Below are 25,702 nucleotides of genomic sequence, written 5' to 3' on the forward strand. Positions count from 1 at the left end.
CCATATTTCAGAAATCAGGACGAATTCGATTAGAAAAAAATAGGAGGGCGGTAAGGGGGAGCCCCCTTACCAAATTTATCTCCCAGTATCATTACAACAGTTCAAGAGACAAAATTAATTAACGCTATTTGAATGGTAAATCATCGCCTGCCAAACATTTTGCTGACCACTTACATAGTTATCGTAGGTGGGGTTTTTAATATAAGTCCAAGCTACTTTTCCATCACCTAAGGACATAGGCTCATCCAAACCACCCCATCCATAATTAGGTAACTCGATTGGCCCTTCAAGTACGTTTAGTTCTGCATCAACTTCCATTACATAATAGGCTTTTGGCACTAATAATCTTTTAGAGCCGCTGTCAGCATAAATACGGTTATAGGCCAGGTTATCAGAAATACACTGGAATTTTGCATACCCAAATAAGTAGCGTCCATTTTTTAAATCAATAAGTTGTGGATCACTAATTTGGCAATCATCATCCTCAACCAACCAATTAAAACCCTGGCCTTCCATACTACCGGTAGAGCTGATTTTGGCGATGCCAACACGGGTTAAAGAGCTGAAGTCTAATGCATCACCAGAATAAAGTCCCTGCCTTGTTATTGTGGAGAAATTATCGTCATCTTCCCAATAGTTATAACTCATATAGGACAGGAAACAGTTTGTGGTGTCGTAATCTGCACAATCTTCATCAAACGGGCCTTCCCCAGATGGATCAATACCAACCTCATCCTGGAGAAAGCGATCCATATCCGCATCTTCAATATATTTAGGCGAGACGATCAAAGAAAGGTTCGTATTGGCATCCACTGGTACAACAGTATGACCGCCACCATTTGATACCATCGCAGACGTTGATGGTACGAAGTGATTAAAGCGCCCTTCTGTAGACGAACTGGAAGTTTCCATTTTCACTGCAATGGTTCCCAGTTGCCCATGAGTGCTACCTATCCAGTCGTTCCAATCACTGGTGCAAATTGCACCAAACATCTCGTTGTCTGGATTATAGAATGAGCGAATGTTTACTACATGACCGTCACCGCAGGCCCAATACCAACCGCGATTATCTGAGCTGCTCATATCCAGGGACCAATTTTTACGGTCAATAACCGTTAAGCCCGCTGAATAATGAGAACTCCCATTCCCATCAAATACCCGAGCAGAAACCGAGAAACCATAGCTACTACGACCCTGGCTGTCAGCCTCAACATAAATCAGCTCTTGTGCACCAAGATGAGTTCCACCGTGCATTTTATTTACTACGTAAGCATCAGGAACTTCACTTAAAGGCTGATTTTCCCACTCTAGCAGCCAAACCTGCTCGTTATAGCTGTAACTGGCATCTCGAATGTGTTGTAGTAAATCGTCATAGTCGCCAGAGGAAAGACTGGAAATAATATACTCCATCTCCTCTTGCATATCGGAATCTTTAATAGTGGTAAAGGATGGCGAGTCCCCAAAATCAGTATCCGGGAAGTTTGCCTTCAAACCAGGAAGGAAATCGTCAAACGTCAGCGTAGGGTGTTCAGTAAAGAAGTCGATATATTTACCGTGGTTGGTCGCAACCAGAAGACCAATTTCATTCGCAATACGGGATTCAATGGTGTCAATGTTATCTTCCATTTTCATCCACGTTGAACCGTATTGCTCAACAAGGTCAGCTTCAACCTCATAACGCTCATTGGCTTGATAATCTGTATTGCATAGAACTGCTACTGTGGAGCAATCAGAGCTTACAGCCACACCGTGGGATTCATAACACTGATTTAACAGCGTTGCATTACCTGTTGGCTCAAAACTGGAAGTATCCGGATCATACTGTAGCTCATAAATAGAACCGTGAGTTGTATCCGCAGCAGTGTCCCCCTCTGACAAAGTAGTGGAAACAAACATTCTCGGAGTATCGGTATCTGTTGCACAGGTCGCAGTATAACTACGAATCGGGATATCAATATCCTCTTCATCCTGCTCCCCGTCAGTTCGCGCTATATAGTGTGCCATCTGGTAAACCTCACGGGCATTGTTCATACCTTCTGGCAAAGTTACGTCAATGGCAGTCAATGAGGCGAAGCCTAAATCTGTATGCTCTACGTCTCCCACCACAACTGTAGTGCCCACATTATCCGAGATCGGATTATCATCGCTACCGGACGAACCCTGATCGCTACCACTACCGCTACCGCTACCGCTACCGCTACCGCCACTATTATTACCACTACCGCTACTATCTGAAGAGGGGTTGTCCGAATCCGAAGAGGAGCTCCCTCCACCACCTCCACACGCGGCCAGCAATGCCGTCAAAGAAAGCGCTATTAACTTCTTATTTACCAGTAAACCCATCAGCTCTGCCCAACTCGTATGTCACTAAGATAATTTGTTATTGCTTGCTGTCATCCATTGAATTTTTATCCTCAATTGATGACCAAGTGCGCACTTTAAAGTGATGCAATCGATTGTCTGTGAACTGGTTTTAGAACCTGGCTGAGACCGATAAATGGTAATTTTGCAGCGATAAGCGGTACTAAAATACCAAAGTAGTAATAGTCGTATCATGAATGGTAATTGGGCGATACTTTGCGAATATACAGCTACAATGAACTGTTTCAGCTGCAACAATTGGAAGGAAACTAGGAAAGTCGATATAGTGCCATTGATCGGCAATAAGCCAGTTTCCTGATAGATTGTCATTTATTCACAGTTTGGAAGTGTCAATATGAAAAGACTTGCTCTTTTAGCTTCGCTAATCATTCCCAGCCTTTCAATGGCAACCCCAGAGATTAAAGGCTCCCCCCAGGACTTACGCGACCTAATTTACCCAATATCAAGAGTTTTGACTCTCCACGGCAGTGCAAAAGAAACGGCTTATTCAGACCAAGCTATAGTCAATATTATTGTCACCACTGAAGAGCCTCTCCTATCAGACGCCATTGCCAGCAATAGTTCTTTGCGTGAATAATTAACCGAGAGCTTAATAAAGGCTGGCATAGACCGAGCTAAGATTAAAAATTCAAAATTTTCATCTTCCCCACAATTTGGTTGGCTAGGCAAAAATCCTTCCAGCTATAAAGTTATTAACAGGGTTGCAATAACTATTAACAAGGAGGGACATTTACAGTCTATCGCAAGGCTAACCGATGAAAATAAAGAAATAGAAATAGTGAGTACTTCTTTTGAGCATTCAGAAGTATCTGAATATACAAAAAAGGTCCGATCTAAGGCGCTAGCCAAAATCATGGAACAAAAAGCTGACTATGAGAGAACCCTGAGCATTCAGTTAACTCCAGTCAATATCCGTACAAAGAATATCGGCTATCATGGACAGCGGGAGTTGGAGCTATAGAAGAGGTTATCGTTACTGCTTCCAGAGCTAGAAACAGTAAACTTGAAGATAGCTTTTCAGAAGCATATATAGAAACAGAGGTTAGTTCCTTCGACGAAGTTCAGTATGAGGCTTCGTTGTCCGTGGACTTTCAGGTTGTGCCGTCAGCTATAACCGATTAACTTTCGATCAAGCATTCAGGTTGGTAGGAACATCTACCAACTAAATACCCCAGTTGTTTAACCTACTGAAAGTGATAATATCTGGCTAATCTCATTCAAACTACGATTTGACTGGGACTGCCAAGTTTCGATGGCTGCTTTTAGTGCAGCCCAGTCTTTCTTGGAGGAGGGAGACTTGTCGACAACCCCTTCTCGGATTAAGGCTCGAATGGTATCACTTGCAAAAACCAAAGTATCAACTCCCATTCGTCTTAGAAATACTTGGGCAGTCTTACCGCCGAGTCGATCACCACCTTTACGCAAGTACAGAAGATTCTCAATATAGTTGTCTGTATTCCAGCTAGAGAAATACGCTCCCAAACTTCCATGCTCATTAGATAAATGCCAAAAGAAGTCTGCATTTCTCTGAATGGAGCGAGTTTTAGTCCAGTGCTTGATCATACCTTCCTGCCGCATTAGGTCATCTAACGCCTCTTCCGGTAAGTAACGACAGAATGAAACATCAAAGCCATAAAAGATCTTCTCTATATCCGGCCACTTTTTTTCAACAACCTTCCAACTAAAACCGGCTTGAAAAACAGCCCGGGATGCCGATGACAACCACAGACTATCATGTATCTCTCTCAAGAGCTGCGCAGGCTTTGGCTTAACCAGCTTCGACTGAAGTCCGTCTAACCCTCCAAATCGATCAATCACAGGTGCCTCAATGGCGGCGAACTCACGCATAATTCAGACCTTCCAGTAAATCTATCTCCATTCTACGCCTATAAATAGAAATTCAAAGCATTTGGAGTTTTAGCGGAATACTAAAAAGGTGATGCGTGTTTATCCTGCCCAAACAACACGAAAAGCCAACTGACTCTAGAAGTTAATATTTCAGAAAGCTGAAAAAGAAAAGGACATTTCAACTTCCCCAACAAATAAAGGGAAGCTAGCTCCCCTTTATTTACATGATACTTAAGTAGAAATATAAAGAATAATTAGCTACCCATAATCAGACCTATATCTCTAAAATAAGCATAACAGATTTATTACTTAACCTTCTTATCAGTCTCTCCATTTTTATACCCAAGTAAATCGAGGTAAAATGCATACTGTAAAGCGGTCTCCTTATAGCGACGGAAACGACCCGAAGAGCCACCGTGACCGGCTTCCATATTGGTATTGAATAACAACTGATTTTCATCGGTCTTCAATTCGCGTAACTTTGCCACCCATTTCATTGGCTCAAAGTATTGCACCTGGGAATCATGTAGCCCAGTGGTTACCAACATATTGGGGTAATCCTGAGCTTTCACCTGGTCATAGGGAGAATAGGAAAGCATATATTCGTAACTATCCTTATTATTAGGATTGCCCCACTCGTCATACTCATTAACAGTCAGGGGAATTGACTCATCCAGCATGGTAGTTACCACATCAACAAATGGCACCGCCGCAGTAACTCCCCGGTACAAATCCGGCTCCATATTGACTACCGCCCCCATCAACAGCCCCCCGGCACTACCACCTGAAGCAAAGATCTTATCAGGGGCGCCATATTTTAATTTCCCCAACGCCTTGGTAACGTCGATAAAATCAGTGAAAGTATTCTTTTTATTGAACATCTTTCCATCTTCGTACCAGGCACGCCCCAACTTTTGGCCGCCACGAATATGGGCAATAGCAAATACAAAACCACGATCAAGCAAAGACACTACTGAAGAGCGGAACCAGGGGTCAACGGTACTACCGTATGAGCCATAGGCATATTGCAGTAATGGATTAGAGCCATCTTTCTTAAATTTATCTTTACGATAAACCAAAGATACTGGCACCTTAACACCATCGCGTGCAGCTACCAGGATACCCTCGCTCTGATAGTGCTCTGGGTCAAAACCACCCAGAACCTTGTCTTGTTTAAGCAATTCCAAATCGCCACTATCTAGCTTGGCTTCATAGACACTATTTGGTGTCGTTAAACTCGAATAAGATACTCGAACACTCTCTGAGTCCAAGTTTGGGTTTGAACTCAAGCCCAGCCTATATACTGGATCATTAAACCCGACTTGAAAGTCTTTATTATTCTCTAAATTGATAATTCGGAGACCCGTTTGCCCCGCTTTTCGTTCTATTACTGCCAGATGATGATCAAATAAAGTGAAATCTTCCAACAAAACCTCACTACTATGAGGTATGACTTCCTGCCAATTAGACTTATCTGCTGCGTCATCCATGGCAACCTTCATAAGTCGGAAGTTTTCAGCTTGCCAGTTAGTCATGATATAAAAATCATTCCCTAACTTTAGCGCTGAATACTCATGATCCTCTTCCCGGGGGTATAAGGGAGCAAAATCCGCGAGAGGGGTGTTTGCGTCCAGGATTGACTGGCCACTGCTAGTTGTAGAGCTGTGGTGAATGCGTATCAGCTCCCCATCCCGGGATTTGGAAATCCACGTATAGAAAGCCTTATCCATCTCTTCGTAAACAACAACATCTTCACTCTGTGGCGTGCCCAACTTATGGCGCATTACCTGATAGCCGAGCAGAGTTTGATGGTCTTTATTGATATAGAAGACAGTTTGGTTATCGTTTGCCCAAACGGCAACTGGTGAAGCATTCTCCAATTTATCTGGCAGCATCTCACCAGTCTTTAAGTCCTTGAAGCGAATCGTGTAAACACGGCGCCCAACACTATCTTCAGGATATGCTACCAATTGATTACTGGGAGAAACCGCCAGGCGCCCTACACTAAAGTAGCCGTGGTCTTCAGCCAGCATATTCACATCCAGCAAAACCTCTTCAGGTGCTTCCTGGGTCCCTTTACGTCGCGCGTGGATCGCGTATTCTTTCTCGGGAAGATAGCGGCTGTAATACCAATAACCATTATAGTAAACGGGGACCGTTGATTTATCTTTCTCCAGACGACCAGTCATTTCCTCAAAGAGTAATTCCTGTAACTCTTTGGTGTGGTGCATTACCGAGTCGGTATAAGCATTTTCTGCTTCGAGATGAGCAATAACATCTGGCGCTTTACGTTCATCATCGCGCATCCAATAGTAATTATCGATACGCTCATGACCATGCATAACAATTTTATGAGGCACTTTCTTGGCTACAGGAGCGGAAGCCTGCTCGCTAAACAAGGTTTTGTCCTCTGCTACTTGGTTATTTTCTGTCTCGCCACACCCTACTAAACTAAGGGTGAGCAACAGTGTTGCCGTGGTTTTATTCATAGAACTCTATCTCTCCTACCTATTTTTCTTTGTTCCATTGATATTTTATTGTCTGAATTTGATCCTCAGAGACTCAATCAGCGTGTGAATTCCAATACCCAACCTTTAAATACATATTCTAACAACTATTTAAGCCCTACTTTTATGGCCTTGGCGAACACTAACCAGCCAGGATCAACCAACTCATCCCCGCTATTATCAGCGATGCTGTCACACTAAGTATCGCGCCCTCTCGAACCATATCCTGTATACGTACTTTACCGGTTCCATACGCAATCGCATTAGGCGCTGTAGCTACAGGCAGCATAAATGCACAACTGGCACTCATCGCCGCAGGTATCATCAGCACCATGGGCTCAAAACCCGCTGAAGTGGCGGCTACAGCTAAAATTGGCATAAGTAGAGTTGCCGTAGCTGTATTGCTGGTTATCTCTGTCAAGAAGGTCACACTAAGGCATAGAATTACCAACAACAACCACAGTGGCATCGCCGTCAGGAAAGAAAGACCGTTGCCGAGCATATCGCTCAGTCCGGAACTGGAGAAACCTTTTGCTAGCGCTATACCACCGGCAAACAGTAATAGCATTCCCCAGGGGATCGTCTCTGCGGTCTGCCAATCGAGCAGGCGCCCTCCCTTACCGTTAGGCACTAGAAACATAGCGACAACGGCTGCTAGAGCTACGGTTCCATCACCGGCAGCATCAATACCTATCAATTCACTCCAACCACCAAACGGTGCATTGCGAGTAACCCATAGGAGAATTGCCACACCGAAAACCATTAAGGTTCGCTTTTCCTCTTGCCTCCACTCTCCCACTTGAGGGGGCTCAATGTCATTTTTCAGATGCACATGACGGGTCAGCCAGAGGGCCATTATAGGCAGTGTCACCAAAGCAACTGGGACTCCTATTTTCATCCAACCCAGAAAGCTAAACTCTCGTCCGGTTACTTCCTCGTATATTCCCATAAAAATAACATTGGGCGGCGTGCCCAGAGGAGTACCTACCCCACCCAGACTTGCGGCATAGGCAATACCCAGGATCAGGGCAATACTTAAGCGTTCGTTATCGATCTTACTGAGAATTGCCAGGGCTATAGGCAGCATCATCAATGTGGTAGCGGTATTGGAAATCCACATGCTCAGGAAGCCTGCCGCCAACATAAATCCGAGTACCAGCCTGCGGCCGCTGGAGACCCCCACAATACGCAACATATACAGGGCAAGGCGCTCGTGGGCCCCACTTTTCTCCAGGGCCTTGGACAAAATAAAGGCCCCCATCAGCAACAGAATGACATGACTTCCCAAGGAAGCTGCCACCTCCCGATGATCCGCTACTCCAAATAGAGGCAAGAGGACAAAAGGCACCAGTGACGTTGCGGGGATTGGCAGTGCCTCCGTTATCCACCAAATCACTGTTAACAAGGTAATTGCAGCAGTTACTGCCGGTAGATACTGCATTCCCAACGCTGATACAAAGAAATAGAAGGCCACAGCAAAAAGAGGACCCAAAACTATAAAGCGCTGCCGCGCAATCGACATACCTGCCCCCAACAACTCAAGGGTTGATTTTTATAAGTTTATATTTCCTGAGATTCTAGGTTCAGGCCAGTAAAGGCATCTGTTAACGCATCTCAGGCAGGTATACAAAATACAAGAAAGTAGGCGGTCTGCGCAGTACTTCAGAGGAAGAAATTCTATAAGCGTTTAGGAGCAACATGGAGTAAACATAACTGCTTGATTTTCACTCACGGTATTAACCTTCACTTTGTGATGCAAGCAAGTAACCACTTATTGAGTAGAGCCCATCAAATAAGAAAATCTATCAGCGGGCACTTTTAGAAAAATAGGTAAAAATATACAATAATGACATTCCATTATTTTTAGCTTTTTAGTCCGCACTAAATAGATGCTCAGCCATCCTAAAGTGAGAACTAGTATAAAAAACGACCAGTTAGTATATGAGGTACCCCTTGAAACGCACCGCTATCGCCGCTGTTATCGCGTTATTCAGTTCCAGTATTTACGCCGAAGAACAGCCTTTCTATCTGAAGGCTTCTCTGGGTTTCACACAGTTCGACTCCTCCGATAACGCCTATGTGACTAAGGAAGACTTAGACTCTACTGGTTATGGATTTACTCTTGGTTATCGCATCAATAAGTATATTGCTATTGAAGCAGGAATGACTGATCTGGGTAGCCTAGAGCAGCAATCTAGATATGGACTGCACGATGAAGGTGAATATGACATTGATGGCTATAAATATATCGTAGATGTTTCTTCTGCTAGCCACGCTAAAACCGAGTATAAATCGTACAGCCTTGGCACTGCATTTACGGCACAATTGCACAGACACCTAAACGCGAGTGCCAGATTTGGAGTTCACCAATGGCGCAAAACCTCTGGTGGCACAGCTAGTTACGCCTATTCCGGCAGCTGGTACTCCCCAAGTGGAGAGCTCCTGGAGTCAGAAAGCGACTCTTGGTCTGGAGATTGGGATGCTGAGAAAGAGAGCAGCAGTAATCCCTACTATGGTGCAGAGATATCCTGGTCTACTGGCACTTGGGATATTGGCCTTGAGCACACCATCTTTGAAATAGAAGATGAGAAAGCTAACTTCACTGCACTGGGAATCATTTACAGCTTCTAATTCCTGCAAAGCATTTGGCCTCGGGAGGATGTGAGTACCCACATACCTCCTCCCGAGGCTTAAAACGGAACATCTAGGCCACCCCCGTAGTCCAAACTTTCGAATGTGGTCATCTTCCCTGTACATCTCGCTGGCATCCGTCAAACTATCGCCCACAATAGCTAGAAGTAGAATGAGGGCGGAAAGGAATCATGAGCACTATACCCAATACCGTGGAAGTCCTGGAGAAGCTCCGCTGGAATGCTCACCTGTGCAAACACAGCCACTTTCGAGCCTCTATGAAGGGGCGCAATTTGCATGTGCTTTGCGGGGTGCCCATCGTTGTCGTCAACTTATTCCTCGGTTCGCTTTTCTTCTCCTTGATCAATGCGGAGCTGCCTGATTGGACCAAGTGGAGTGGTGCGGCGCTGGCCCTGCTGGCCGCGCTATTGGGCGGTGTGCAAACTTTCTTCAATTTTAAAAAGAACTATGAGGGACACCGGCAGGTAGGCAATGAGTACCTTGCAATCGCCAGGGAGTGCGAGCGGCTGATCGCCCTTTACTTCGACGATATCCTGGATCTTGAACATCTATCCAAGAAGATCTCAGAACTGAATACACGCTACAGCGAAATCAACCAGCGAGCGGAAGAGTTTATTGTGTCAGATAAGGTATACAGGCAAGCGGTACATATCCAGAACCAGAAGGCCAACCGGGAGCCCTCCCTGGTAGAACAGATGCGTAATCGCCAGGCCACTGCGCAAAGAGTCGCCGAGGAGGCTCTCGAAATCGCAGAGAGCAGCCGCTAACTCCCCCATCAATACCGCAGTACTTTCCTGGGGAAGTGGTGACTTCTCCACTTCCTATAGTAACAAACCGAAAAATGCAGACAGATCACAGTAGTCATCAACCCAGCACAGACACTTACCCATTATGCTATTTAGCCACCGATATCGGTACACCGAGCAATGTCGGCGGCCTATTTCGTATCGCCGATGCACTCGGCGTAGAGAAAATTTATTTAACTGGTGAAAGCCTGGTTCCACCTAATTCCAAAATTCGGAAAGTTTCCCGGTCTACAGAAAAGTACGTTCCCTACGAATATCACTCATCTGCAGTCAATATCGCGCAAACCTTAAAAAATAAGGGCTATCGATTAATTTGCCTGGAAATTGCCTCAAATAGCGTCGAACTCAAAGATACCCCCGTTTCCAAAGGGGATAAAATATGTTTGGTATTGGGTTCTGAAAAGGATGGGGTCAACCCTGAACTTCTGGAACTGGCAGATGCTGTGGTACACATACCTATGCAGGGTATCAATTCTTCAATGAATGTTACTTCCGCCTGCGCTATAGCGACCTATGCTTTGTTGGAAAAAATTTAATCGGGCACTTTGACCATTATATTTTTCTGATTAACATAATCGGGATCACCGCCCAACCTTTTATTGCAGTTCAATCCATTAATTGCCTGGATCTCCGCATTGCTTAAATTAAAATCAGATATTAAGAAGTTATTGCGTATGTGATCCAGGCTTTCCGCCTTGGGAATAACTATGCGATGCTGCTGGATATTCCACTTAAGGATAACCTGCCCCGAAGTCACCCCGTGATTTTTCGCAATATCCACAATTACTGGATCTATGAGAGGTTTTTCATGAGCCTCGACACCGCTCCATGTAGATCCCGACCCCAAAGGAGACCAGCTGCAAATCGCAATTTTATGGAACTGGCAATAATCTACTAAAGGCTGCTGAGTGAAGTAGGGATGCAGTTCAATTTGATTACAAACTGGGCGCACTTCCGAGAAAGTCGCCAGTTGTTCAATATCAGATTTACGAAAGTTTGACACTCCCAGGGCCCGCACTTTTTTCTGCTGGTAAAGCGCCTCCATTGCACCCCAGGTCTCCCGGGTATAGGCCGGCATAGGCCAATGGATCAGATATAGATCCAAGTATTCCAGCTGCAAGCGCTCCAGGCTACGGGCAAATGCATCGTGAGTTTTATTAGTTCCCTGCTCCGTATCCCAAACTTTACTGGTAATAAAAAGCTCTTCCCTCGCTAAGCCGGATTCTTTGATCGCTCTTCCCAGCGCTCGCTCATTTCCATAGACCGATCCTGTGTCAAAATGACGATATCCCACAGACATGGCTTTCAAGATAACTTCTGTTACATACTCATCATCCTGCTGCCAGCTGCCAATCGCAGCCATTCCCATGCCGAGCTGAGGTATCTCTACACCGTTATTCAATTCGAGAAAATACATAATCAATATCCTTTCAGACTACTGAGCGGTAAATCAGCAAGGACCAAGAGGGAATAGAACCGGGGTCACATTTATTTCGCTGAGTGTAGGCCGTACAGAAGTCAACGCGTAGAAAACAGCGAACTCACGCCAACTCCTGACTGCTAATCACTCACCATGCAATAAAAAGAAACTAATTTGCTAAGTTCAGTGAATATAAGCGATTATTTTGGAGGAAGTGAGCCCGCAAATACCGCTCCACGACTGACCCAGTTATCCAAATCCTCTGCGACAGCATCTTCTTCCACATACACCATGCCTTTTAAGGGGCGCCCGGTGTAATCCATAGGCCGGGTATAGCGTTCGGCCAGCGCAGTTTGATACTCATCAGGCCCAACCCGGACCATCAACTCCTCTCCAACAACCCCACAGGCCATATTGCCATTCAACATAAAAGCGAGACCTCCAAACATCTGCTTTTCACTGAGGCCTTCATTTCCCTGAAGTAATTTGCGCACTTTTTCAGCCAGAGTTTCGCTGTACGCCATAGTTTTCTCCTTAATCACTTTTACCAGGCAGGAATACCCCCTCAGAAACTGCTTTTTTCTGAAAAGGTTAAAAACGATGAAATTTGAAAAGAATCGAGCGGAATTAAATGTGAACCCTAATCCCAGCAAGACATTGGATGGAGCAATGAGCAAGTAAACTGCAAATACAACAGATAACTGCACCATAGCAAAAACGTTATTTCGAATAATCGTTTAAGTATAGCAGTAGCTGAAGTTTCTACTTTAAGGAAGGGAAAAAATACGCCAGGAAATGAAAGGGCTGAAAAATATTACAGAAATATTTCTATTTTTACTAAAGATTGTGGTGACCTGAAACGGCCACCACAGTCTTTACGCGTACCTCGGCAGGCAAAAACCGAGGGAATGACTTGTCTTAGTCGACAAACACCCGCGCGTTGCGGAACAAGCGCATCCAGCCGGAATCTTCTTTCCACTCATCTGGATGCCAGCTATTGCTAACAGCTCGAGCAACACGCTCAGGATGCGGCATCATAATAGTCACGCGGCCATCCTCAGAACTCAGGGAAGTAATACCATTTACCGAGCCGTTGGGGTTGGCCGGATAAGTTTGGGTAATTTCCCCTTTGTTATTCAGGTAGCGCATCGCGATAGTGCCGGAAGCTTCACACTTCTCGAGCGCCTGCTGGTCAGCAAACTCCACTCGCCCCTCACCATGAGCAACGGCAACCGGCATGTAAGTACCCGCCATACCTTTAAACAACACGGAAGGTGAGTCTTCAATGCCTACCAGTGCGAAGCGCGCTTCATACTGCTCGGAGAGGTTGCGCACAAAGCGCGGCCAGTGATCAGCACCTGGTATCAGCTCTTTGATCACTGAGAACATCTGGCAACCGTTACACACCCCCAAGCCGAAGGTATCGTTGCGATTGAAGAAGCCCTCAAACTGATCGCGGGCACGATCGTTAAACAGGATGGTTTTAGCCCACCCCTCACCAGCACCCAGTACATCGCCGTAAGAGAAGCCACCACAGCCCACCAAACCTTTGAACTCATCCAAGGCTACACGGCCAGACAGGATGTCACTCATATGTACGTCGACAGCGTTAAAGCCAGCGCGGTGGAAAGAGTGCGCCATTTCCACTTGGCTATTCACGCCCTGCTCTCGCAGTACAGCAACTTTCGGGCGAACACCTTTAGTGATATAGGGTGCGCTGATATCGTCGTTGATATCGAAAGTGAGGTTTACTGTCAGGCCCGGGTCTTCTTTGGCTATTGCAGCGAATTCCTGCTCGGCACACTCGGCGTTATCGCGCAGGGACTGGATACGGTAGCTGGTTTCTGACCAGATCTGCTGCAATTCAGCACGGGAGCGCTTGAAGATTTCAACACCGTTATTAGTGATGCACAGGTGTTCGTTATTGTTCAGGTAACCGATCTTGTGGGTGGGTACACCCACAGCGGCAAAGCGCTGTACCAGCATATCCGCTTCACAGGCGGGAACCTGCAATACCGCACCCAGCTCTTCACTGAACAGCGCCGCAATCGGGTCTTCACCCAATTCGTAGATTTCCACATCCATACCCACGCGGCCGGCAAAGCCCATTTCCGCCAGGGTTGTAAACAGACCGCCGTCAGCGCGGTCGTGGTAGGCCATGATCAGGTCTTCATTCAGAGCCTGCTGTACCACCTCGAAGAAACCTTTCAGTTTCTTGGCATCGTCCAGGTCTGCGGGCTTGTCACCCAGCTCGTTGTAGACCTGCGCCAGACAGGAGCCGCCCAAGCGATTTTTGCCGGCACCCAGATCGATAAACAGTAACTCACTCTCACCTTTATCGGTGCGCAGCTGCGGTGTCACTGTCTTGCGGACATCAGTTACCGGAGTAAAGGCAGAAATTACCAGAGACAGCGGTGCAGTAACCGATTTCTGCTCGCCCTCTTCCTCCCAGGCAGTGCGCATAGACATGGAGTCTTTGCCCACCGGGATGGTAATGCCCAATTCAGGACACAACTCCATACCCACCGCTTCTACGGTTCGATAAAGTTTTTCCTCTTCACCCGGATGGCCCGCTGCACACATCCAGTTGGCGGAGAGTTTGATATCGGACAGTTGCTTCACTGGGGTACAGGCGATATTGGTAATTGCCTCACCCACTGCCAGGCGGCCCGAGGCCGGTGCATCCAGCAATGCCACCGGGGTGCGCTCACCCATAGACATGGCTTCGCCGGCGTAGCTGTCATAGGCAACGGTAGTTACCGCGCAATCGGCCACCGGCACCTGCCAGGGACCGACCATCTGATCGCGGGAAACCTGACCGGTTACAGTGCGGTCACCGATAGTGATCAGGAAGCTCTTGCTAGCCACTGTGGGCAGGCGCAGCACCCGCTCAGCCGCTTCATTCAGGTCGATATCTGCTGTGGAAAATGCCTTACTTTCCACCTGGCGAGTTTCTGCTTCACGGTGCATGCGCGGCGGCTTGCCGAACAACACCGACATCGGCAGGTCCACAGGCTTGGATTCGAATTGCTTGTCATTTAACAGCAGGTGCTTGTCTTCAGTAGCTTCACCGACAACGGCGTAAGGCGCGCGCTCACGCTCACAGATTTGCTCAAAGCGCTCCAGGTCTTCCGGCATCACTGCCAGTACATAGCGTTCCTGGGATTCGTTACACCAGATTTCCAGCGGGCTCATACCCGGCTCATCACAGGGCACATTGCGCAGTTCAAAATTACCGCCAGTACCACCATCTTTTACCAACTCGGGGAAAGCATTGGACAAACCGCCCGCACCCACATCGTGGATAAAGGCAATGGGATTGCTCTCACCCAGCTGCCAGCACTGGTCGATCACCTCTTGGCAGCGACGCTCGATTTCCGGGTTTTGGCGCTGTACTGAAGCGAAATCCAGATCTTCAGAGCTGGAGCCGCTGGCCATACTGGAGGCTGCACCACCACCGAGGCCAATCAACATGGCCGGGCCACCCAGCACTACCAGATTGGCGCCAGGGGAAAACTCGGGCTTGTCTACATGCTCTTCGCGGATATTGCCGTAACCACCAGCCAACATGATCGGCTTGTGATAGCCGCGACGCTCGCCATCGAAATTTTCCTCAAAGGTACGGAAGTAACCGCAGATATTCGGGCGGCCAAACTCATTGTTAAATGCTGCACCACCGATCGGGCCTTCGATCATAATATCCAGAGCGGTAACAATACGCTCAGGCTTGCCATAGTTGGCTTCCCAAGGCTGCTCCCAGCCGGGAATGCGCAAGTTGGAAACCGTAAAACCGGTCAGGCCCACTTTTGGTTTGGAGCCACGGCCAACTGCACCTTCGTCACGAATTTCACCACCGGCCCCGGTACCAGCACCGGAGAAAGGAGCAATCGCGGTAGGGTGATTGTGGGTTTCCACTTTCATCAGCAGATGAATGGCTTCAGTGCTGAAACCGTATTCTTTGGTCTCGGGGTCTGGATAGAAACGCCCCGCTTCACTACCAGTAACGACGGCTGCATTATCCGCATAGGCGGACAACACATTGTCCCCCCCCTTCTGGTAGGTATTCTTGATCATGCCGAACAGGGAGTGCGGCATTTCTTCGCCGTCGATGGTCCAGGAGGCATTGAAGATCTTGTGGCGGCAGTGCTCGGAGTTTGCCTGGGCAAACATCATCAGCTCTACATCGGTAGGGTTGCGCTCCAGCTCTTGGAAGCTGGTGAGCAGGTAATCAATCTCATCTTCGGCCAAGGCCAAGCCCAAGGTGACATTGGCATCTTCCAGAGCTTCGCGACCACCCTCGAGAATATCCACACCGCGCAGCGGGCGCGGCGCTTCTTCCACAAATAATTGCTCAGCTTGAGCAAAATCGGTGAATACCGCTTCAACCATACGATCGTGTAAGCGGGAGGCCAGTACAAGGCGTTCAGCTTCAGTTAACTCGACACCGGTAACGTAGTAGGCGATGCCACGCTCCAGGCGATGAACTTTGTTCAGGCCAGTGTTATGAGCAATGTCAGTAGCCTTGGAAGACCAGGGAGAAATTGTGCCCGGACGCGGCACTACCAGGATCAACTCGCCTTTCGGCTCGTGCTTTTCCTCGGTTGGGCCGTATTGGAGCAGTCGCTCCAGCAGGGCCATCTCCTGGTTATCCAGTGAGTCGCTGTCTGCAAAGTGAACGAACTCAGCGTAGAGATCGTCGATCGTCGGTTGCAGCGCGCGCAGTTGATTGAGCAGGTTTTTATGGCGGAATTTCGACAGTGCAGGAGCACCACGCAGAACTAACATTGCGGGAGATAGCCTCTTGTCTAAATGAGAAAGATTGCGCGAATGGGATTTCGCACAAGGCCCCGGAAATTTGAGAGGCGCAATTGTACCTGAAGCATCGCTACTCCAACACACCCGCCCGACACTTGGGTACACATGAACTAATTAGTAACCTGAATGTTCAAAAGACCAGCAAGCTTGGCTGTAAATAAACCAACTTTGTATCAAAGTCAGGCTCGCCTATCTAAGTCTGTAATGCTTTGCAAGCGCGCAGATCACAGTGTTCAAAAGACAAACTGGGCAGATTGTCGTCAAATAATGTAAAATTGGCGGACTGCGTCAAATTTTGCCCTCGTATTTGAGAGCGAAATCGACATACAGGGCCTTAGGCACAACAGCAAATAAACCAACGGACTAGCTAGAGAGGACAGCCTATGATGATGAAAAGCCGTATGCTGCGCTACGTCCGCCGTGTGTGCAAAGGGATCGCCTTGTCCTGCTGCGCCTCCCTGCTGGTTGCCAGTAAAGCACCGAATACACTCGAGCGTGTCAAAGCCACCGGTGAATTGGTTGTCCTGTCACAAAACGGCCCCACCACTTATTACGAAGACGCCTCTGGCAACCCGACCGGCTTTGAATACGGCATGCTGCGTGCATTTGCTGAAGAGCTGGGGGTGAAATTGGTAATTCGCGACGTGCACGATCTGGACGAAATGTTCGACCAGCTGCGCGACCCGGAGGGTGGCGCGCACTTCGCAGCTGCCGGCCTCACGGTAACTCCAGAGCGTCGCGAACAAGTCCGCTTTACCCCATCCTATTTTGAAATTCGCCAACAGGTTATCTACCGAGTTGGCGAACAGCGGCCGCGCAAAACTAGCGATCTCGAAGGAAAAAAGGTCGCCGTCATTGCCGGTAGTGCTCACGCAGAAGAAATGAAGAAACTCTCCACCCGCTATACAGAGTTGGATTGGGAGGAAGTCTCCGACGTGGACGCCATGGAATTGGTGGAGATGGTGCAGGAAGGAAAATACAATTATGCAATTGTCGATTCCAACGCTTACGCGGTTCACCGCGGCCTTTACCCAAACACCGCGGTTGCGTTCAACCTCACCCAGTTCCAGCCGGTTTCCTGGGCCTTCCCACAAAGTGATGACGACAGCCTCTATCGCAGTGCACGCCGCTTTATGTTGCGCGCCAATACCAATGGCATGATTGCCCAGTTGCGGGAAGAGTTTTTTGGCCACGTCAGCGACCTAAATGTGGGCGGCGCCAAGGCCTTTGCCAAGCGCAGCCGCGAGCGCCTGCCCCAGTGGCGCGGCACCATGCAAAAGGTTGCCGACCAATATGACCTCGACTGGCACCTGCTAGCGGCCCTCAGCTACCAGGAATCCTATTGGAATCCGCGTGCCCGCTCTCGCACCGGTGTGCGAGGCCTGATGATGCTGACTCTGAACACCGCAAAAGATCTCGGTGTAAACCGCCTAAACCCCGAAGAGAGCATTGAGGGTGGTGCCCGCTATATCGTACAAATCCGCAACAAACTGCCGGATCGCATTCGCGAGCCCGACAGAACCTGGATGGCCCTGGCTGCCTACAACGTAGGCTATGGCCACCTTGAGGATGCCCGGGTACTGACAGAACGAATGGGCGGCAATCCAGATCTTTGGCCCGATGTGCGCGAACACCTGCCCCTTCTGGCCAAGCGTCAGTATTACAAGACCACCAAACACGGCTATGCCCGAGGCTGGGAGCCGGTGACTTATGTACAGAATATCCGCCACTATCAAGCCCTTCTGAGCTGGAGTAGCCGCATCGAGGAACAACGATTGGCCGCAGCCAATGATGAAAACGGCGGGATCCTTGCTGAGCACAGCGCAGTGAATTCCGAAGCCAGCGCCGCCCCCGCTCTCTAATCCCCCTCTAGGCCAGCTTAGCCTGGCCGCAGAAAGCCCCAAATATCTCCACCTTAATCTATATTCATCTGGTCCCGATTGGAGTGCCTGAGCAATGGATAATCCAGATACGGTAAGAGAGATCGAGCAGTTTATTGACTACCTCGTGCAGGCCGGGGTGTACTGCAGAGAAGACGAACTGGAAAGTGTCTACCACCAGGAAATGCAGGTCTTCATACTAGACCCTTCGGACCGGGTCACGGTGGCAGACAAAACGGCCTTCATCAATATGTTTAAAGCCAAGCGTGACGCGGGTGAACTACCTCTCAACGACTGGAAAAAAATTCACCACATAGTGGCAAATGAAAACGGTGCTTTAGTAATCTTCTCGCGAAAAAACAATTTGGCTGGCCAGGAGCAACTGTTAAAACTGGCGATCGATTTGATTCATGAAGATGGGCGCTGGCAGGTCACGCGGGAAGTTATATTCCTAGAGCCAGCACTTCCTGGTTCAAGCTAGAAATACTCCTTACTCTCGATTACTTTTAATCTGCTTCCCGAAAATCTGCCAGACGCCTCGAAAGATTTCTAGGTAAAAACTGCAAATCCTCAGGTTCATCAATATCCGCAAGCACATCCAATTGCTGACACTGCATATCACATTCCTGTAATCGCTCCAGGGTTTGCTGGGCAACGACTTCAGTACTCCAACATATATCTTCAAACAAGCGAGAATGCAGATACTTCAAGCCCAACAGGGTGTAGCCACCATCATTTGCGGGATACATAACGGAGTCCGTATGCACTAGCGCCACAGCCGCGGATCGGAGTCTTTCTGCATTTAATGCCGGACAATCTGTCCCCAACAAAAAGAGCCCCTGGCCAGCGGTATAAGAACTTTTCGCAGCCCGCCACAAGCGCTGACCGAGATCACCATCTGACTGGCCGTAAAGCTTTACCCCCTGAGGCAATTTAAACTCCTGCCAAAAAAGGTGTCGGGAGCTAGGCGCAACATGCAGCTCGACAGGACCTAGATCTGCCTTCACCGCTTCTGCCAATGTATCCTGCAATAACTGTAATGCGAGAGCGGCTGCACCCTTCTCTCCCAAAGTAGGAATTAGCCGAGTTTTTGCATACCCTGGCAACGGAGCCTTAGCCATCACTACAAGGCGCATGGGCGGCAATAGAAAACTACTCATAGCGCTTTGCCAAACTCTCTGCTGATACGCCCCGCCAGTAATCAAAACGCAATCGCCACATCAATAAAATGATTCTCAATACGCCGTACTTTTCCCAGCGACGCCCTGAGGTTTCTACTTTTTCCCGAGAACAACAGGGCCAGTAATAACTGCGCAACCGACGACTCAGTTCAATATCTTCCATCAACGGCTGCGCAGGGAATCCACCGATAGCTTCGAACAAACCACGGCGCACAAAAATGGCCTGATCCCCTGTAGCAATACCACTAAAACGAGAGCGTAAATTAACCAAAGTCGCAATCAAGGGAAACCAAAAACTGTGTCCGACAATTTGAATATTAAAACGCCCCCAGTGGGCATTCTCCTTTTCGAGGTTTGTGATGGACTTGAGGGCATCTGCGGGTAGACGGCTATCGGCATGCAAAAACACTAACCACTGACCTTTAGCCATTAACGCACCAGCATTCATCTGAACCGCCCTACCCCGAGTGGCGTGGACCAGCTGCAAATCAGACTGCTCTAGAATCTCAACACTACCATCGGTACTGCCGCCGTCTACGACAATAACCTCACAATCTTCCTGCACGTTCAATTGCTGCAAGTGATCCAGTAAAGAGGCTATTTGTTCCTTTTCATTTAATAGAGGGACTATCACACTGAACTGCATTAGTTGCGCCTCCAGCGGTTAAAAACCTCTAAGAAACGTAAAATAGCTGCTGGTGCGTGAGCACGTTTCCAATTGCCCGCGACAAATTTATTGGCTTCACTCATAGTGGGATAGATATGAATCGTTGAGAAAATCTTATTCAATCCCAACCCATATTTCATCGCCAAAATAAACTCCGCAATTAATTCCGCTGCATTTTCTCCGACAATGGAAACACCGAGTATTTTATCTTTCCCCGGCACCGTGAGTACTTTCACAAAACCTCGGCGCGCACCATCGACAATCGCTCGATCTAAATGTTCGAGATCGTAGCGGGTTATCTCGTAATTAACATTCTGTTTACGAGCGGCCTCCTCAGAAAGGCCAACACTGGCCACCTCAGGATCAACAAATACGGCACTGGGAACTAATGAATAATCTACGGCAAATTTTTTGAGATCACCAAAAAGTGCATTCACCGTCGCATACCAGGCCTGGAGGGAGGCCATATGGGTAAATTGATAAGGTCCAGCAACATCTCCTGCAGCAAGAATATGGGGATAGGTTGTACGCAGGTATCCATCCAATTGAAGCCTGCCACTTTCCTGCAAGCCCAAGTTTTCAAGCCCAAGACCTGCCAATTTCGATTGTCTACCCAGCGCCAGAATTACTTCATCAAACTCCAACCTAACCTTATTGCCCTTATTCTGAACAATTAAGGTTCCACCGTTTCGTTCAGGACTACCCTCAAATTCAACGGCTTCATGATCTGTTAATATTTCTACACCATCGCGGGTGAGCGCCTCAGTTACGGCTGCGGATACTTCCGTATCAAGCTCCGGTAATACAGTGTCGGATCTCTCCACCAAGACGACTTGCGAACCGAGCCGGACCAATGCTTGTGCCAGCTCACAACCTATTGCCCCGCCACCTAATAACACCAGTCGGCGGGGCGGAGCTTGTAGCTGGGTAAAGCGATCCCACAAGGTATCGCTTGTGAGGTAATTCACTTGATCGAGTCCGGGAAACGGCGGGGCACTCGGCTCAGCGCCGGTAGCCAATACAATAGCTCTCGCCGTCAGTATTTGCTCTCCCCCATCGTTTAGACAGGTCTTCACCGTCCAGGGGTCTACCAACTCTGCGGTTCCCTGTAGTACTTCAACCCCAAGCTCGGTATAGCGCTCAACACTGTCGTTGGGTTCGATTGCTTGAATAGATTCTCTGACATGCTGCATAACCCGGGGAAAATCAATTACGGGCTCTTGAAGAATAACGCCAAACTCACTTGCACATCGCGCCCTATGGGCCTGCCGCGCGCACATAATCAATGCTTTGCTGGGTACACAGCCGGTATTGAGACAATCACCACCCATTTTACCCGCTTCGATCAGAGTAACTTTTGCTTTAACCGCTGCAGAGATATAAGCCGTGACCAAGCCCGCCGCACCACCACCAATAACAATTAAGTTACGATCAAATTTCTTAGGTTTCTGCATAAATCGATCACCCGGCCTGACGCCTGCGCTTAAGCCAGTTGAGCGCATATTTTGCAATTAAGGGAAACACACCCAATAGAACAAAAGACAATAACAGTGGCAAAGATAAAATATCCTTGAGATTTTCCACTCTCATCAACTGGGTGCCGGCATTTACATAAACTATCGTACCCGCCAGCATTCCGAGCTGACTAACCCAGTAGAAAGTCCAGGCTTTAATATGGGTGAGCCCCATCAGGATATTAATTAGGAAAAAGGGGAAAGCCGGCACCAATCGCAGCGCAAAAAGGTAAAATGCCCCCTCCCGCTCAATTCCCTTATTGACAACTTGAAGCCGCTCTGAGAAACGCCCCTGAATATAGTCCCGGAATAAATATCGAGCCATTAAAAAGGCCAGGGTAGCACCGATACTGGAAGCAAAAGAAACGATTACAGTACCCCAGAAAAGACCGAACAATGCACCGGCCGCAATAGTTAGAATTGCAGCCCCGGGAAGTGATAAGCCAGTCACCAAAATATAGAAGACCAGAAACAAAAACCCGACTAAAAGCGGCGACGACATCTGCCAACGTTTAAAGTCCTCCGCTCCATCCTTTAACTTTTCCAGGCTCAACCAATGGTGTAGATCAAGCAAGTAGAAAGCCACCAGCAATACAACAATGGCGGCTACCAGCAGGATTTTTTTACTCATCGTTTTCAGGTTCCATCCGCCATAACAGAAAGCTAGAGAGCCCCACCACAACTACTTCCCTGCCCGGCTGTACAACCGTAACAGTGATCTGCAACGCAAATTGCCGATCCCTTTAGATCTATCTCGATTAAATCTCGCAAATGTAATCGGCCGGGAATAGGCATGTTGAGTTGTTGGTTAAAATCGCAATCAAATAGGTTTCCCTGCCAATCGACACTAACCAAGCTACGACACATAACATCAGCGAGATTATCCGCACTGTAACTGCCTTTAAGTAGCGCCATATAATCGTGAAACTGCCCCTTGGAAACCAACATGGAACCAAAACGCTTGATTGGCATATTGGCGAGAGCGAACAAATGATTAAATTTAATGGAGAAGTGGTTCGCCAACTCTCTTCGGTAGTCCGCCTCCAAAGCACTTTGCTCCGGGGGTAAAAAGGGTCCCTGGGGGTTGTAGACCAAGTTGAGCTCTAAGCCACTGCCGGGCTTGCCATAGCCCAATGCATTTAATTTTTGTAGCGCCGCAATGCTCTTATCGAATACCCCTTTACCTCGTTGCTTATCGACATTATCGATTGAGTAACACGGCAGGGAGGCAACGACCTCAACCTGGTTTTCAGCGAGGAATTCAGCAGTATCTTCCTGGCCCGGCTCAAAAAGAACTGTCAGGTTACAGCGATCTATTACATGTACTCCACGCTCTCGCGCCCCTCTTACAAGGGATCGAAAACCCCAGTGCAATTCCGGGGCCCCACCAGTCACATCCAGCACACGGGGTTTACGGACCGTGAGAACTTCCAATAACAGCGCCAAATTGTCGTCCGACATCATCTCGGTTCGATTAGGCCCAGCATTGACGTGGCAGTGTAAACAGCGCTGATTACAACGGTAGCCAATATTGACCTGCAAGGTCTCAATGGCCCCTCGGTGCAGGGAGGGGAAATCCGATAGCTCCAGCAGGGGTAAGGTCTCACGCATCGATATCACTGCTCCATTTCTTCAAGCTCTGGTTCTGTCGGAGCAAGCAGTGGTTTTATTACAGCTTGTGTTTCCTCAGGCATAGCTTCGAGGGGAGTCACCAGACCGCTCAACAGTGCTGTATGAGCGGAGGACTCCGGTTGCTCAGCGCCTAAAATACGTATGGTTTCCATCGCAATTTGCTGCGCGCGCGTGGCATTTTGCTGAAGATTCGCAATCGCTACCTCTGCGGTTACCGCCTCCTCACGAGGGTGCCAACAATCATAGTCAGTAGCCATAGCCAGCGTGGCGTAGGCAATTTGTGCCTCCCGGGCCAACTTGGCCTCAGGCATATTGGTCATGCCGATAACCGACGCCCCCATACTGCGATACCAGTGGGACTCGGCACGGGTGGAAAACTGTGGGCCCTCGATACAGATATAACTGCCGCCTCGGTGTAACTCAATTGGCTGCTCTGCCTGGGTCAGCGTGAAAGCACGCGCCAAACTATCAGCGACAGCAGAGCATACTGGATCGGCCATGGACACATGGGCAACCGCGCCATCTCCAAAAAAGGTACTCTGCCGCCGGCGAGTCATATCAATGAACTGATCGGGGATTAACATATCCAGCGGCCGTACCTCTTCCTGTAGGGAGCCCACAGCCGAGAGAGACAGGATGTAGCGCACGCCGAGCTGGCGCAGGGCATGGATATTTGCCCGATAAGGCACTTGGGAGGGGATCAGGTGATGATTGCGACCATGACGGGCCAGGAAAGCTACTGGTACACCTGCGAGCTTACCGCAGACAATGGCGTCCGAAGTCCTGCCAAAGGGAGTGTCGATATGGACCTCCTCCACCTCAGTCAGCCTCGGCATATCGTAAAGGCCACTTCCTCCAATCACCCCAATCAATGCCCTGGTCATATTCGCTCCTAAACAATTGGTTTTCGGCAGTATAGGAGTGGGGGCAAGTCGTGTATATCACCAGCTACGAGAAAGGAAAATTAGAAAAGCAGTGGTATCTATATTACCTATACCCCTAGCCGCTAAAATTTGACAGGTAAGTTAGAGTTACTCTTCAGAATTTAGATCAATAGGACGCCACGATTTACAGCTTACGATAATGAATTTTTATCTGCCACATTAAGAGCTGACAGTTAATAATCATCGACACCGAAAAGGCAATATTTTCCTGGCAAAACCCAGCAAAGTCTTTTCTTAATTAACAGATATGAAATTGAACTTTAAAGAGGCCGCTACAGCTCAGCCCGACACCATGTAGAAACATAAAAAAGGGAGCAAAAAACTCCCTTATTTTTTATTCCAAAAAAATAACCACATCGCACCCTAGTTCTTTCGGCTACATCAAAGGCCCGGCAAAAGAATGGGGCAAGGTCTGACGATTGCCATCATAGAGATATGAAAGCATATCCAGATCCCCAGCACTGGGATTCCAGGTAGAACTATTCACCTGATTGGCCGATATTTTACAGCCTCCCTCACGAGTGTTTTTTACAATCCCCAGTGCCCTTGCCTGGTCGTCATACATCATGATGGAGTTTCCATCAAAAGCAGAATTGTGTGTTAAAAACCTGGTGAGGGTTTGCACCCGAGTTTGCTGCTGCAGGGAGTCCAGTGTGTTCTTCACTGACAGAGGAGCGTCGGCACGCATGTGTTCGTGGGCCAAACCCAGTGTATGACCGATTTCATGGGGAAGGGAGGCAATCGCTGCTCTATTAGTTTTCCAATCTACACCACAATATTGATCGGTTTTATTGGTAAACCCTACCGTCGCACTACTGCGGTCGTCCTTAATGGTAACCACTCCACGGCCTGCCGCTCCAACCTGCAGAAACTTAATCGCTGCAAATCTGAACTTTCGATAAATGCAAATTTCCCAATGAGACATAGCCTTTTTTACCGAATTAACATAACCGGAATCTAAATTGGAGGGCACATAATATTTCACCACACCATTCGGCCAAACCCCACCTACCTCTTCATTCCTATCCAAAGAAAATCCACCAAAGTCTATCTTATAGGATATTTTTCGAATATTTTTATCTATAGCTAGCCCCATGCTGACGCACCTCCTGAAAAGTTATTTTCGCTGCCATAACGAGAACCAACACTGCCGCACCAAATTCGGCAAGTCAAAACTCACCCGACAGAAATAGAAAACAAAAAGAGGGGAGAGATCACAAAAAACCTTTTCCAAACACCAAAACCAAAATCGATTTCTGTAATAAAAAATATTCAAATATTTTCAACAAGCAACCAAAAGAGCTAGGAACCACAAGAAAAGCCTTACAAAACGCAGACTTACGTGACCTATAGATAGAAGTACAAAAATGAAGAGAGAATGAAAATCAACTTTCAGCGAAAAAAAGAAAACTTAACAACAGATAAAACTGTAAACACCATGAAAATGTAAAGAT

Annotated in this window: 21 protein-coding genes; 7 read left to right on the forward strand and 14 right to left on the reverse strand. The window is 48.0% G+C overall.

All coding sequences use genetic code 11. The features are described from left to right. Window positions 1–114: 114 nt before the first annotated feature. Window positions 115–2,343 carry a hypothetical protein gene (locus ACJJIQ_RS14275; RefSeq protein ID WP_445362267.1) on the reverse strand — a complete coding sequence of 743 codons (2,229 nt, stop codon included), beginning with the start codon at window positions 2,341–2,343 and terminating at the stop codon, window positions 115–117. 373 nt (window positions 2,344–2,716) lie between these two features. Between ACJJIQ_RS14275 and ACJJIQ_RS14280 the strand changes: the two genes are divergently transcribed. Then, a complete protein-coding gene (locus ACJJIQ_RS14280) occupies window positions 2,717–2,959 on the forward strand; it encodes an SIMPL domain-containing protein (RefSeq protein WP_445362268.1) in 243 nt (80 codons plus the stop codon). A 42-nt stretch (window positions 2,960–3,001) separates the two neighbouring features. After that, complete coding sequence (locus ACJJIQ_RS14285; protein ID WP_445364819.1) at window positions 3,002–3,343, forward strand: SIMPL domain-containing protein; 342 nt, start codon at window positions 3,002–3,004, stop codon at window positions 3,341–3,343. A 218-nt stretch (window positions 3,344–3,561) separates the two neighbouring features. On the opposite strand, the gene ACJJIQ_RS14290 is transcribed toward ACJJIQ_RS14285, so the two are convergent. The 3 genes from ACJJIQ_RS14290 to ACJJIQ_RS14300 all read right to left on the reverse strand — a co-directional run bounded on the left by ACJJIQ_RS14290 (window position 3,562) and on the right by ACJJIQ_RS14300 (window position 8,259). Then, window positions 3,562–4,230: a DNA-3-methyladenine glycosylase I gene (locus tag ACJJIQ_RS14290; protein ID WP_445362269.1), complete on the reverse strand. Its 669-nt coding sequence runs from the start codon at window positions 4,228–4,230 to the stop codon at window positions 3,562–3,564. 305 nt (window positions 4,231–4,535) lie between these two features. Beyond that, entirely contained in the window at window positions 4,536–6,719 is a 2,184-nt protein-coding gene (locus ACJJIQ_RS14295) for a S9 family peptidase (RefSeq protein ID WP_445362270.1), read from the reverse strand. 160 nt (window positions 6,720–6,879) lie between these two features. Continuing rightward, window positions 6,880–8,259 (reverse strand): SLC13 family permease, encoded by a 1,380-nt coding sequence (locus ACJJIQ_RS14300; protein ID WP_444933934.1) that lies wholly within the window; start codon window positions 8,257–8,259, stop codon window positions 6,880–6,882. Window positions 8,260–8,690: 431 nt separating this feature from the next. Here ACJJIQ_RS14300 and ACJJIQ_RS14305 point away from each other — a divergent pair, with 431 nt between their 5' ends. The 3 genes from ACJJIQ_RS14305 to ACJJIQ_RS14315 all read left to right on the forward strand — a co-directional run bounded on the left by ACJJIQ_RS14305 (window position 8,691) and on the right by ACJJIQ_RS14315 (window position 10,731). Next, a complete protein-coding gene (locus ACJJIQ_RS14305) occupies window positions 8,691–9,368 on the forward strand; it encodes an outer membrane beta-barrel protein (protein ID WP_445362271.1) in 678 nt (225 codons plus the stop codon). Window positions 9,369–9,559: 191 nt separating this feature from the next. After that, window positions 9,560–10,156 (forward strand): SLATT domain-containing protein, encoded by a 597-nt coding sequence (locus ACJJIQ_RS14310; protein ID WP_445362272.1) that lies wholly within the window; start codon window positions 9,560–9,562, stop codon window positions 10,154–10,156. Between the two features lie 74 nt (window positions 10,157–10,230). Further along, complete coding sequence (locus tag ACJJIQ_RS14315) at window positions 10,231–10,731, forward strand: TrmH family RNA methyltransferase (protein WP_445362273.1); 501 nt, start codon at window positions 10,231–10,233, stop codon at window positions 10,729–10,731. On the opposite strand, the gene ACJJIQ_RS14320 is transcribed toward ACJJIQ_RS14315, so the two are convergent. From ACJJIQ_RS14320 to purL, 3 genes are all read right to left on the reverse strand, one after another. Continuing rightward, window positions 10,728–11,612, reverse strand: coding sequence for an aldo/keto reductase (locus tag ACJJIQ_RS14320; protein WP_445362274.1), 885 nt, complete (start codon window positions 11,610–11,612; stop codon window positions 10,728–10,730). The two genes, ACJJIQ_RS14315 and ACJJIQ_RS14320, sit on opposite strands and share 4 nt — an antisense overlap. 203 nt (window positions 11,613–11,815) lie before the next feature. Beyond that, window positions 11,816–12,139: a TfoX/Sxy family protein gene (locus tag ACJJIQ_RS14325; RefSeq protein WP_282933807.1), complete on the reverse strand. Its 324-nt coding sequence runs from the start codon at window positions 12,137–12,139 to the stop codon at window positions 11,816–11,818. A gap of 394 nt (window positions 12,140–12,533) precedes the next feature. Then, the gene (gene purL / locus ACJJIQ_RS14330) at window positions 12,534–16,400 is read right to left on the reverse strand and encodes a phosphoribosylformylglycinamidine synthase (protein ID WP_445362275.1); all 3,867 of its coding nucleotides are present in this window, start codon (window positions 16,398–16,400) and stop codon (window positions 12,534–12,536) included. Window positions 16,401–16,813: 413 nt separating this feature from the next. On the opposite strand from purL, the gene mltF reads away from it, so the two are divergent. Then, window positions 16,814–18,292: a membrane-bound lytic murein transglycosylase MltF gene (gene mltF / locus ACJJIQ_RS14335; protein WP_445362276.1), complete on the forward strand. Its 1,479-nt coding sequence runs from the start codon at window positions 16,814–16,816 to the stop codon at window positions 18,290–18,292. A 94-nt stretch (window positions 18,293–18,386) separates the two neighbouring features. Next, complete coding sequence (locus ACJJIQ_RS14340) at window positions 18,387–18,791, forward strand: hypothetical protein (protein WP_445362277.1); 405 nt, start codon at window positions 18,387–18,389, stop codon at window positions 18,789–18,791. Between the two features lie 25 nt (window positions 18,792–18,816). On the opposite strand, the gene ACJJIQ_RS14345 is transcribed toward ACJJIQ_RS14340, so the two are convergent. From ACJJIQ_RS14345 to ACJJIQ_RS14375, 7 genes are all read right to left on the reverse strand, one after another. Continuing rightward, window positions 18,817–19,470: a TIGR04282 family arsenosugar biosynthesis glycosyltransferase gene (locus ACJJIQ_RS14345; RefSeq protein ID WP_445362278.1), complete on the reverse strand. Its 654-nt coding sequence runs from the start codon at window positions 19,468–19,470 to the stop codon at window positions 18,817–18,819. After that, a complete protein-coding gene (locus tag ACJJIQ_RS14350) occupies window positions 19,463–20,137 on the reverse strand; it encodes a TIGR04283 family arsenosugar biosynthesis glycosyltransferase (protein ID WP_445362279.1) in 675 nt (224 codons plus the stop codon). Before ACJJIQ_RS14350 ends, ACJJIQ_RS14345 begins: the two co-directional genes overlap by 8 nt. Then, window positions 20,137–21,612 carry a dihydrolipoyl dehydrogenase family protein gene (locus ACJJIQ_RS14355; protein ID WP_445362280.1) on the reverse strand — a complete coding sequence of 492 codons (1,476 nt, stop codon included), beginning with the start codon at window positions 21,610–21,612 and terminating at the stop codon, window positions 20,137–20,139. Before ACJJIQ_RS14355 ends, ACJJIQ_RS14350 begins: the two co-directional genes overlap by 1 nt. A gap of 7 nt (window positions 21,613–21,619) precedes the next feature. Then, a complete protein-coding gene (locus ACJJIQ_RS14360) occupies window positions 21,620–22,303 on the reverse strand; it encodes a TVP38/TMEM64 family protein (RefSeq protein WP_445362281.1) in 684 nt (227 codons plus the stop codon). Window positions 22,304–22,335: 32 nt separating this feature from the next. Then, the gene (arsS, locus tag ACJJIQ_RS14365) at window positions 22,336–23,283 is read right to left on the reverse strand and encodes an arsenosugar biosynthesis radical SAM (seleno)protein ArsS (protein WP_413662981.1); all 948 of its coding nucleotides are present in this window, start codon (window positions 23,281–23,283) and stop codon (window positions 22,336–22,338) included. 5 nt (window positions 23,284–23,288) lie between these two features. Beyond that, a complete protein-coding gene (gene mtnP / locus ACJJIQ_RS14370) occupies window positions 23,289–24,188 on the reverse strand; it encodes an S-methyl-5'-thioadenosine phosphorylase (RefSeq protein WP_445362282.1) in 900 nt (299 codons plus the stop codon). Window positions 24,189–24,624: 436 nt separating this feature from the next. Further along, entirely contained in the window at window positions 24,625–25,344 is a 720-nt protein-coding gene (locus ACJJIQ_RS14375) for a M12 family metallopeptidase (protein ID WP_444896421.1), read from the reverse strand. Window positions 25,345–25,702: the final 358 nt, after the last annotated feature.

Source organism: Microbulbifer maximicatervae (SeqCode) (genome assembly GCF_052468295.1).

What these genes read in the sequence shown, in the direction of transcription:
- ACJJIQ_RS14275 (WP_445362267.1), bottom strand. Translation starts at nt 2,343, where the DNA reads ATGGGTTTACTGGTAAATAAGAAGTTAATAGCGCTTTCTTTGACGGCA.
- ACJJIQ_RS14280 (WP_445362268.1), top strand. Translation starts at nt 2,717, where the DNA reads ATGAAAAGACTTGCTCTTTTAGCTTCGCTAATCATTCCCAGCCTTTCA.
- ACJJIQ_RS14290 (WP_445362269.1), bottom strand. Translation starts at nt 4,230, where the DNA reads ATGCGTGAGTTCGCCGCCATTGAGGCACCTGTGATTGATCGATTTGGA.
- ACJJIQ_RS14295 (WP_445362270.1), bottom strand. Translation starts at nt 6,719, where the DNA reads ATGAATAAAACCACGGCAACACTGTTGCTCACCCTTAGTTTAGTAGGG.
- ACJJIQ_RS14300 (WP_444933934.1), bottom strand. Translation starts at nt 8,259, where the DNA reads ATGTCGATTGCGCGGCAGCGCTTTATAGTTTTGGGTCCTCTTTTTGCT.
- ACJJIQ_RS14310 (WP_445362272.1), top strand. Translation starts at nt 9,560, where the DNA reads ATGAGCACTATACCCAATACCGTGGAAGTCCTGGAGAAGCTCCGCTGG.
- ACJJIQ_RS14315 (WP_445362273.1), top strand. Translation starts at nt 10,231, where the DNA reads ATGCAGACAGATCACAGTAGTCATCAACCCAGCACAGACACTTACCCA.
- ACJJIQ_RS14320 (WP_445362274.1), bottom strand. Translation starts at nt 11,612, where the DNA reads ATGTATTTTCTCGAATTGAATAACGGTGTAGAGATACCTCAGCTCGGC.
- ACJJIQ_RS14325 (WP_282933807.1), bottom strand. Translation starts at nt 12,139, where the DNA reads ATGGCGTACAGCGAAACTCTGGCTGAAAAAGTGCGCAAATTACTTCAG.
- purL (WP_445362275.1), bottom strand. Translation starts at nt 16,400, where the DNA reads ATGTTAGTTCTGCGTGGTGCTCCTGCACTGTCGAAATTCCGCCATAAA.
- mltF (WP_445362276.1), top strand. Translation starts at nt 16,814, where the DNA reads ATGATGATGAAAAGCCGTATGCTGCGCTACGTCCGCCGTGTGTGCAAA.
- ACJJIQ_RS14340 (WP_445362277.1), top strand. Translation starts at nt 18,387, where the DNA reads ATGGATAATCCAGATACGGTAAGAGAGATCGAGCAGTTTATTGACTAC.
- ACJJIQ_RS14345 (WP_445362278.1), bottom strand. Translation starts at nt 19,470, where the DNA reads ATGAGTAGTTTTCTATTGCCGCCCATGCGCCTTGTAGTGATGGCTAAG.
- ACJJIQ_RS14350 (WP_445362279.1), bottom strand. Translation starts at nt 20,137, where the DNA reads ATGCAGTTCAGTGTGATAGTCCCTCTATTAAATGAAAAGGAACAAATA.
- ACJJIQ_RS14355 (WP_445362280.1), bottom strand. Translation starts at nt 21,612, where the DNA reads ATGCAGAAACCTAAGAAATTTGATCGTAACTTAATTGTTATTGGTGGT.
- ACJJIQ_RS14360 (WP_445362281.1), bottom strand. Translation starts at nt 22,303, where the DNA reads ATGAGTAAAAAAATCCTGCTGGTAGCCGCCATTGTTGTATTGCTGGTG.
- arsS (WP_413662981.1), bottom strand. Translation starts at nt 23,283, where the DNA reads ATGCGTGAGACCTTACCCCTGCTGGAGCTATCGGATTTCCCCTCCCTG.
- mtnP (WP_445362282.1), bottom strand. Translation starts at nt 24,188, where the DNA reads ATGACCAGGGCATTGATTGGGGTGATTGGAGGAAGTGGCCTTTACGAT.
- ACJJIQ_RS14375 (WP_444896421.1), bottom strand. Translation starts at nt 25,344, where the DNA reads ATGGGGCTAGCTATAGATAAAAATATTCGAAAAATATCCTATAAGATA.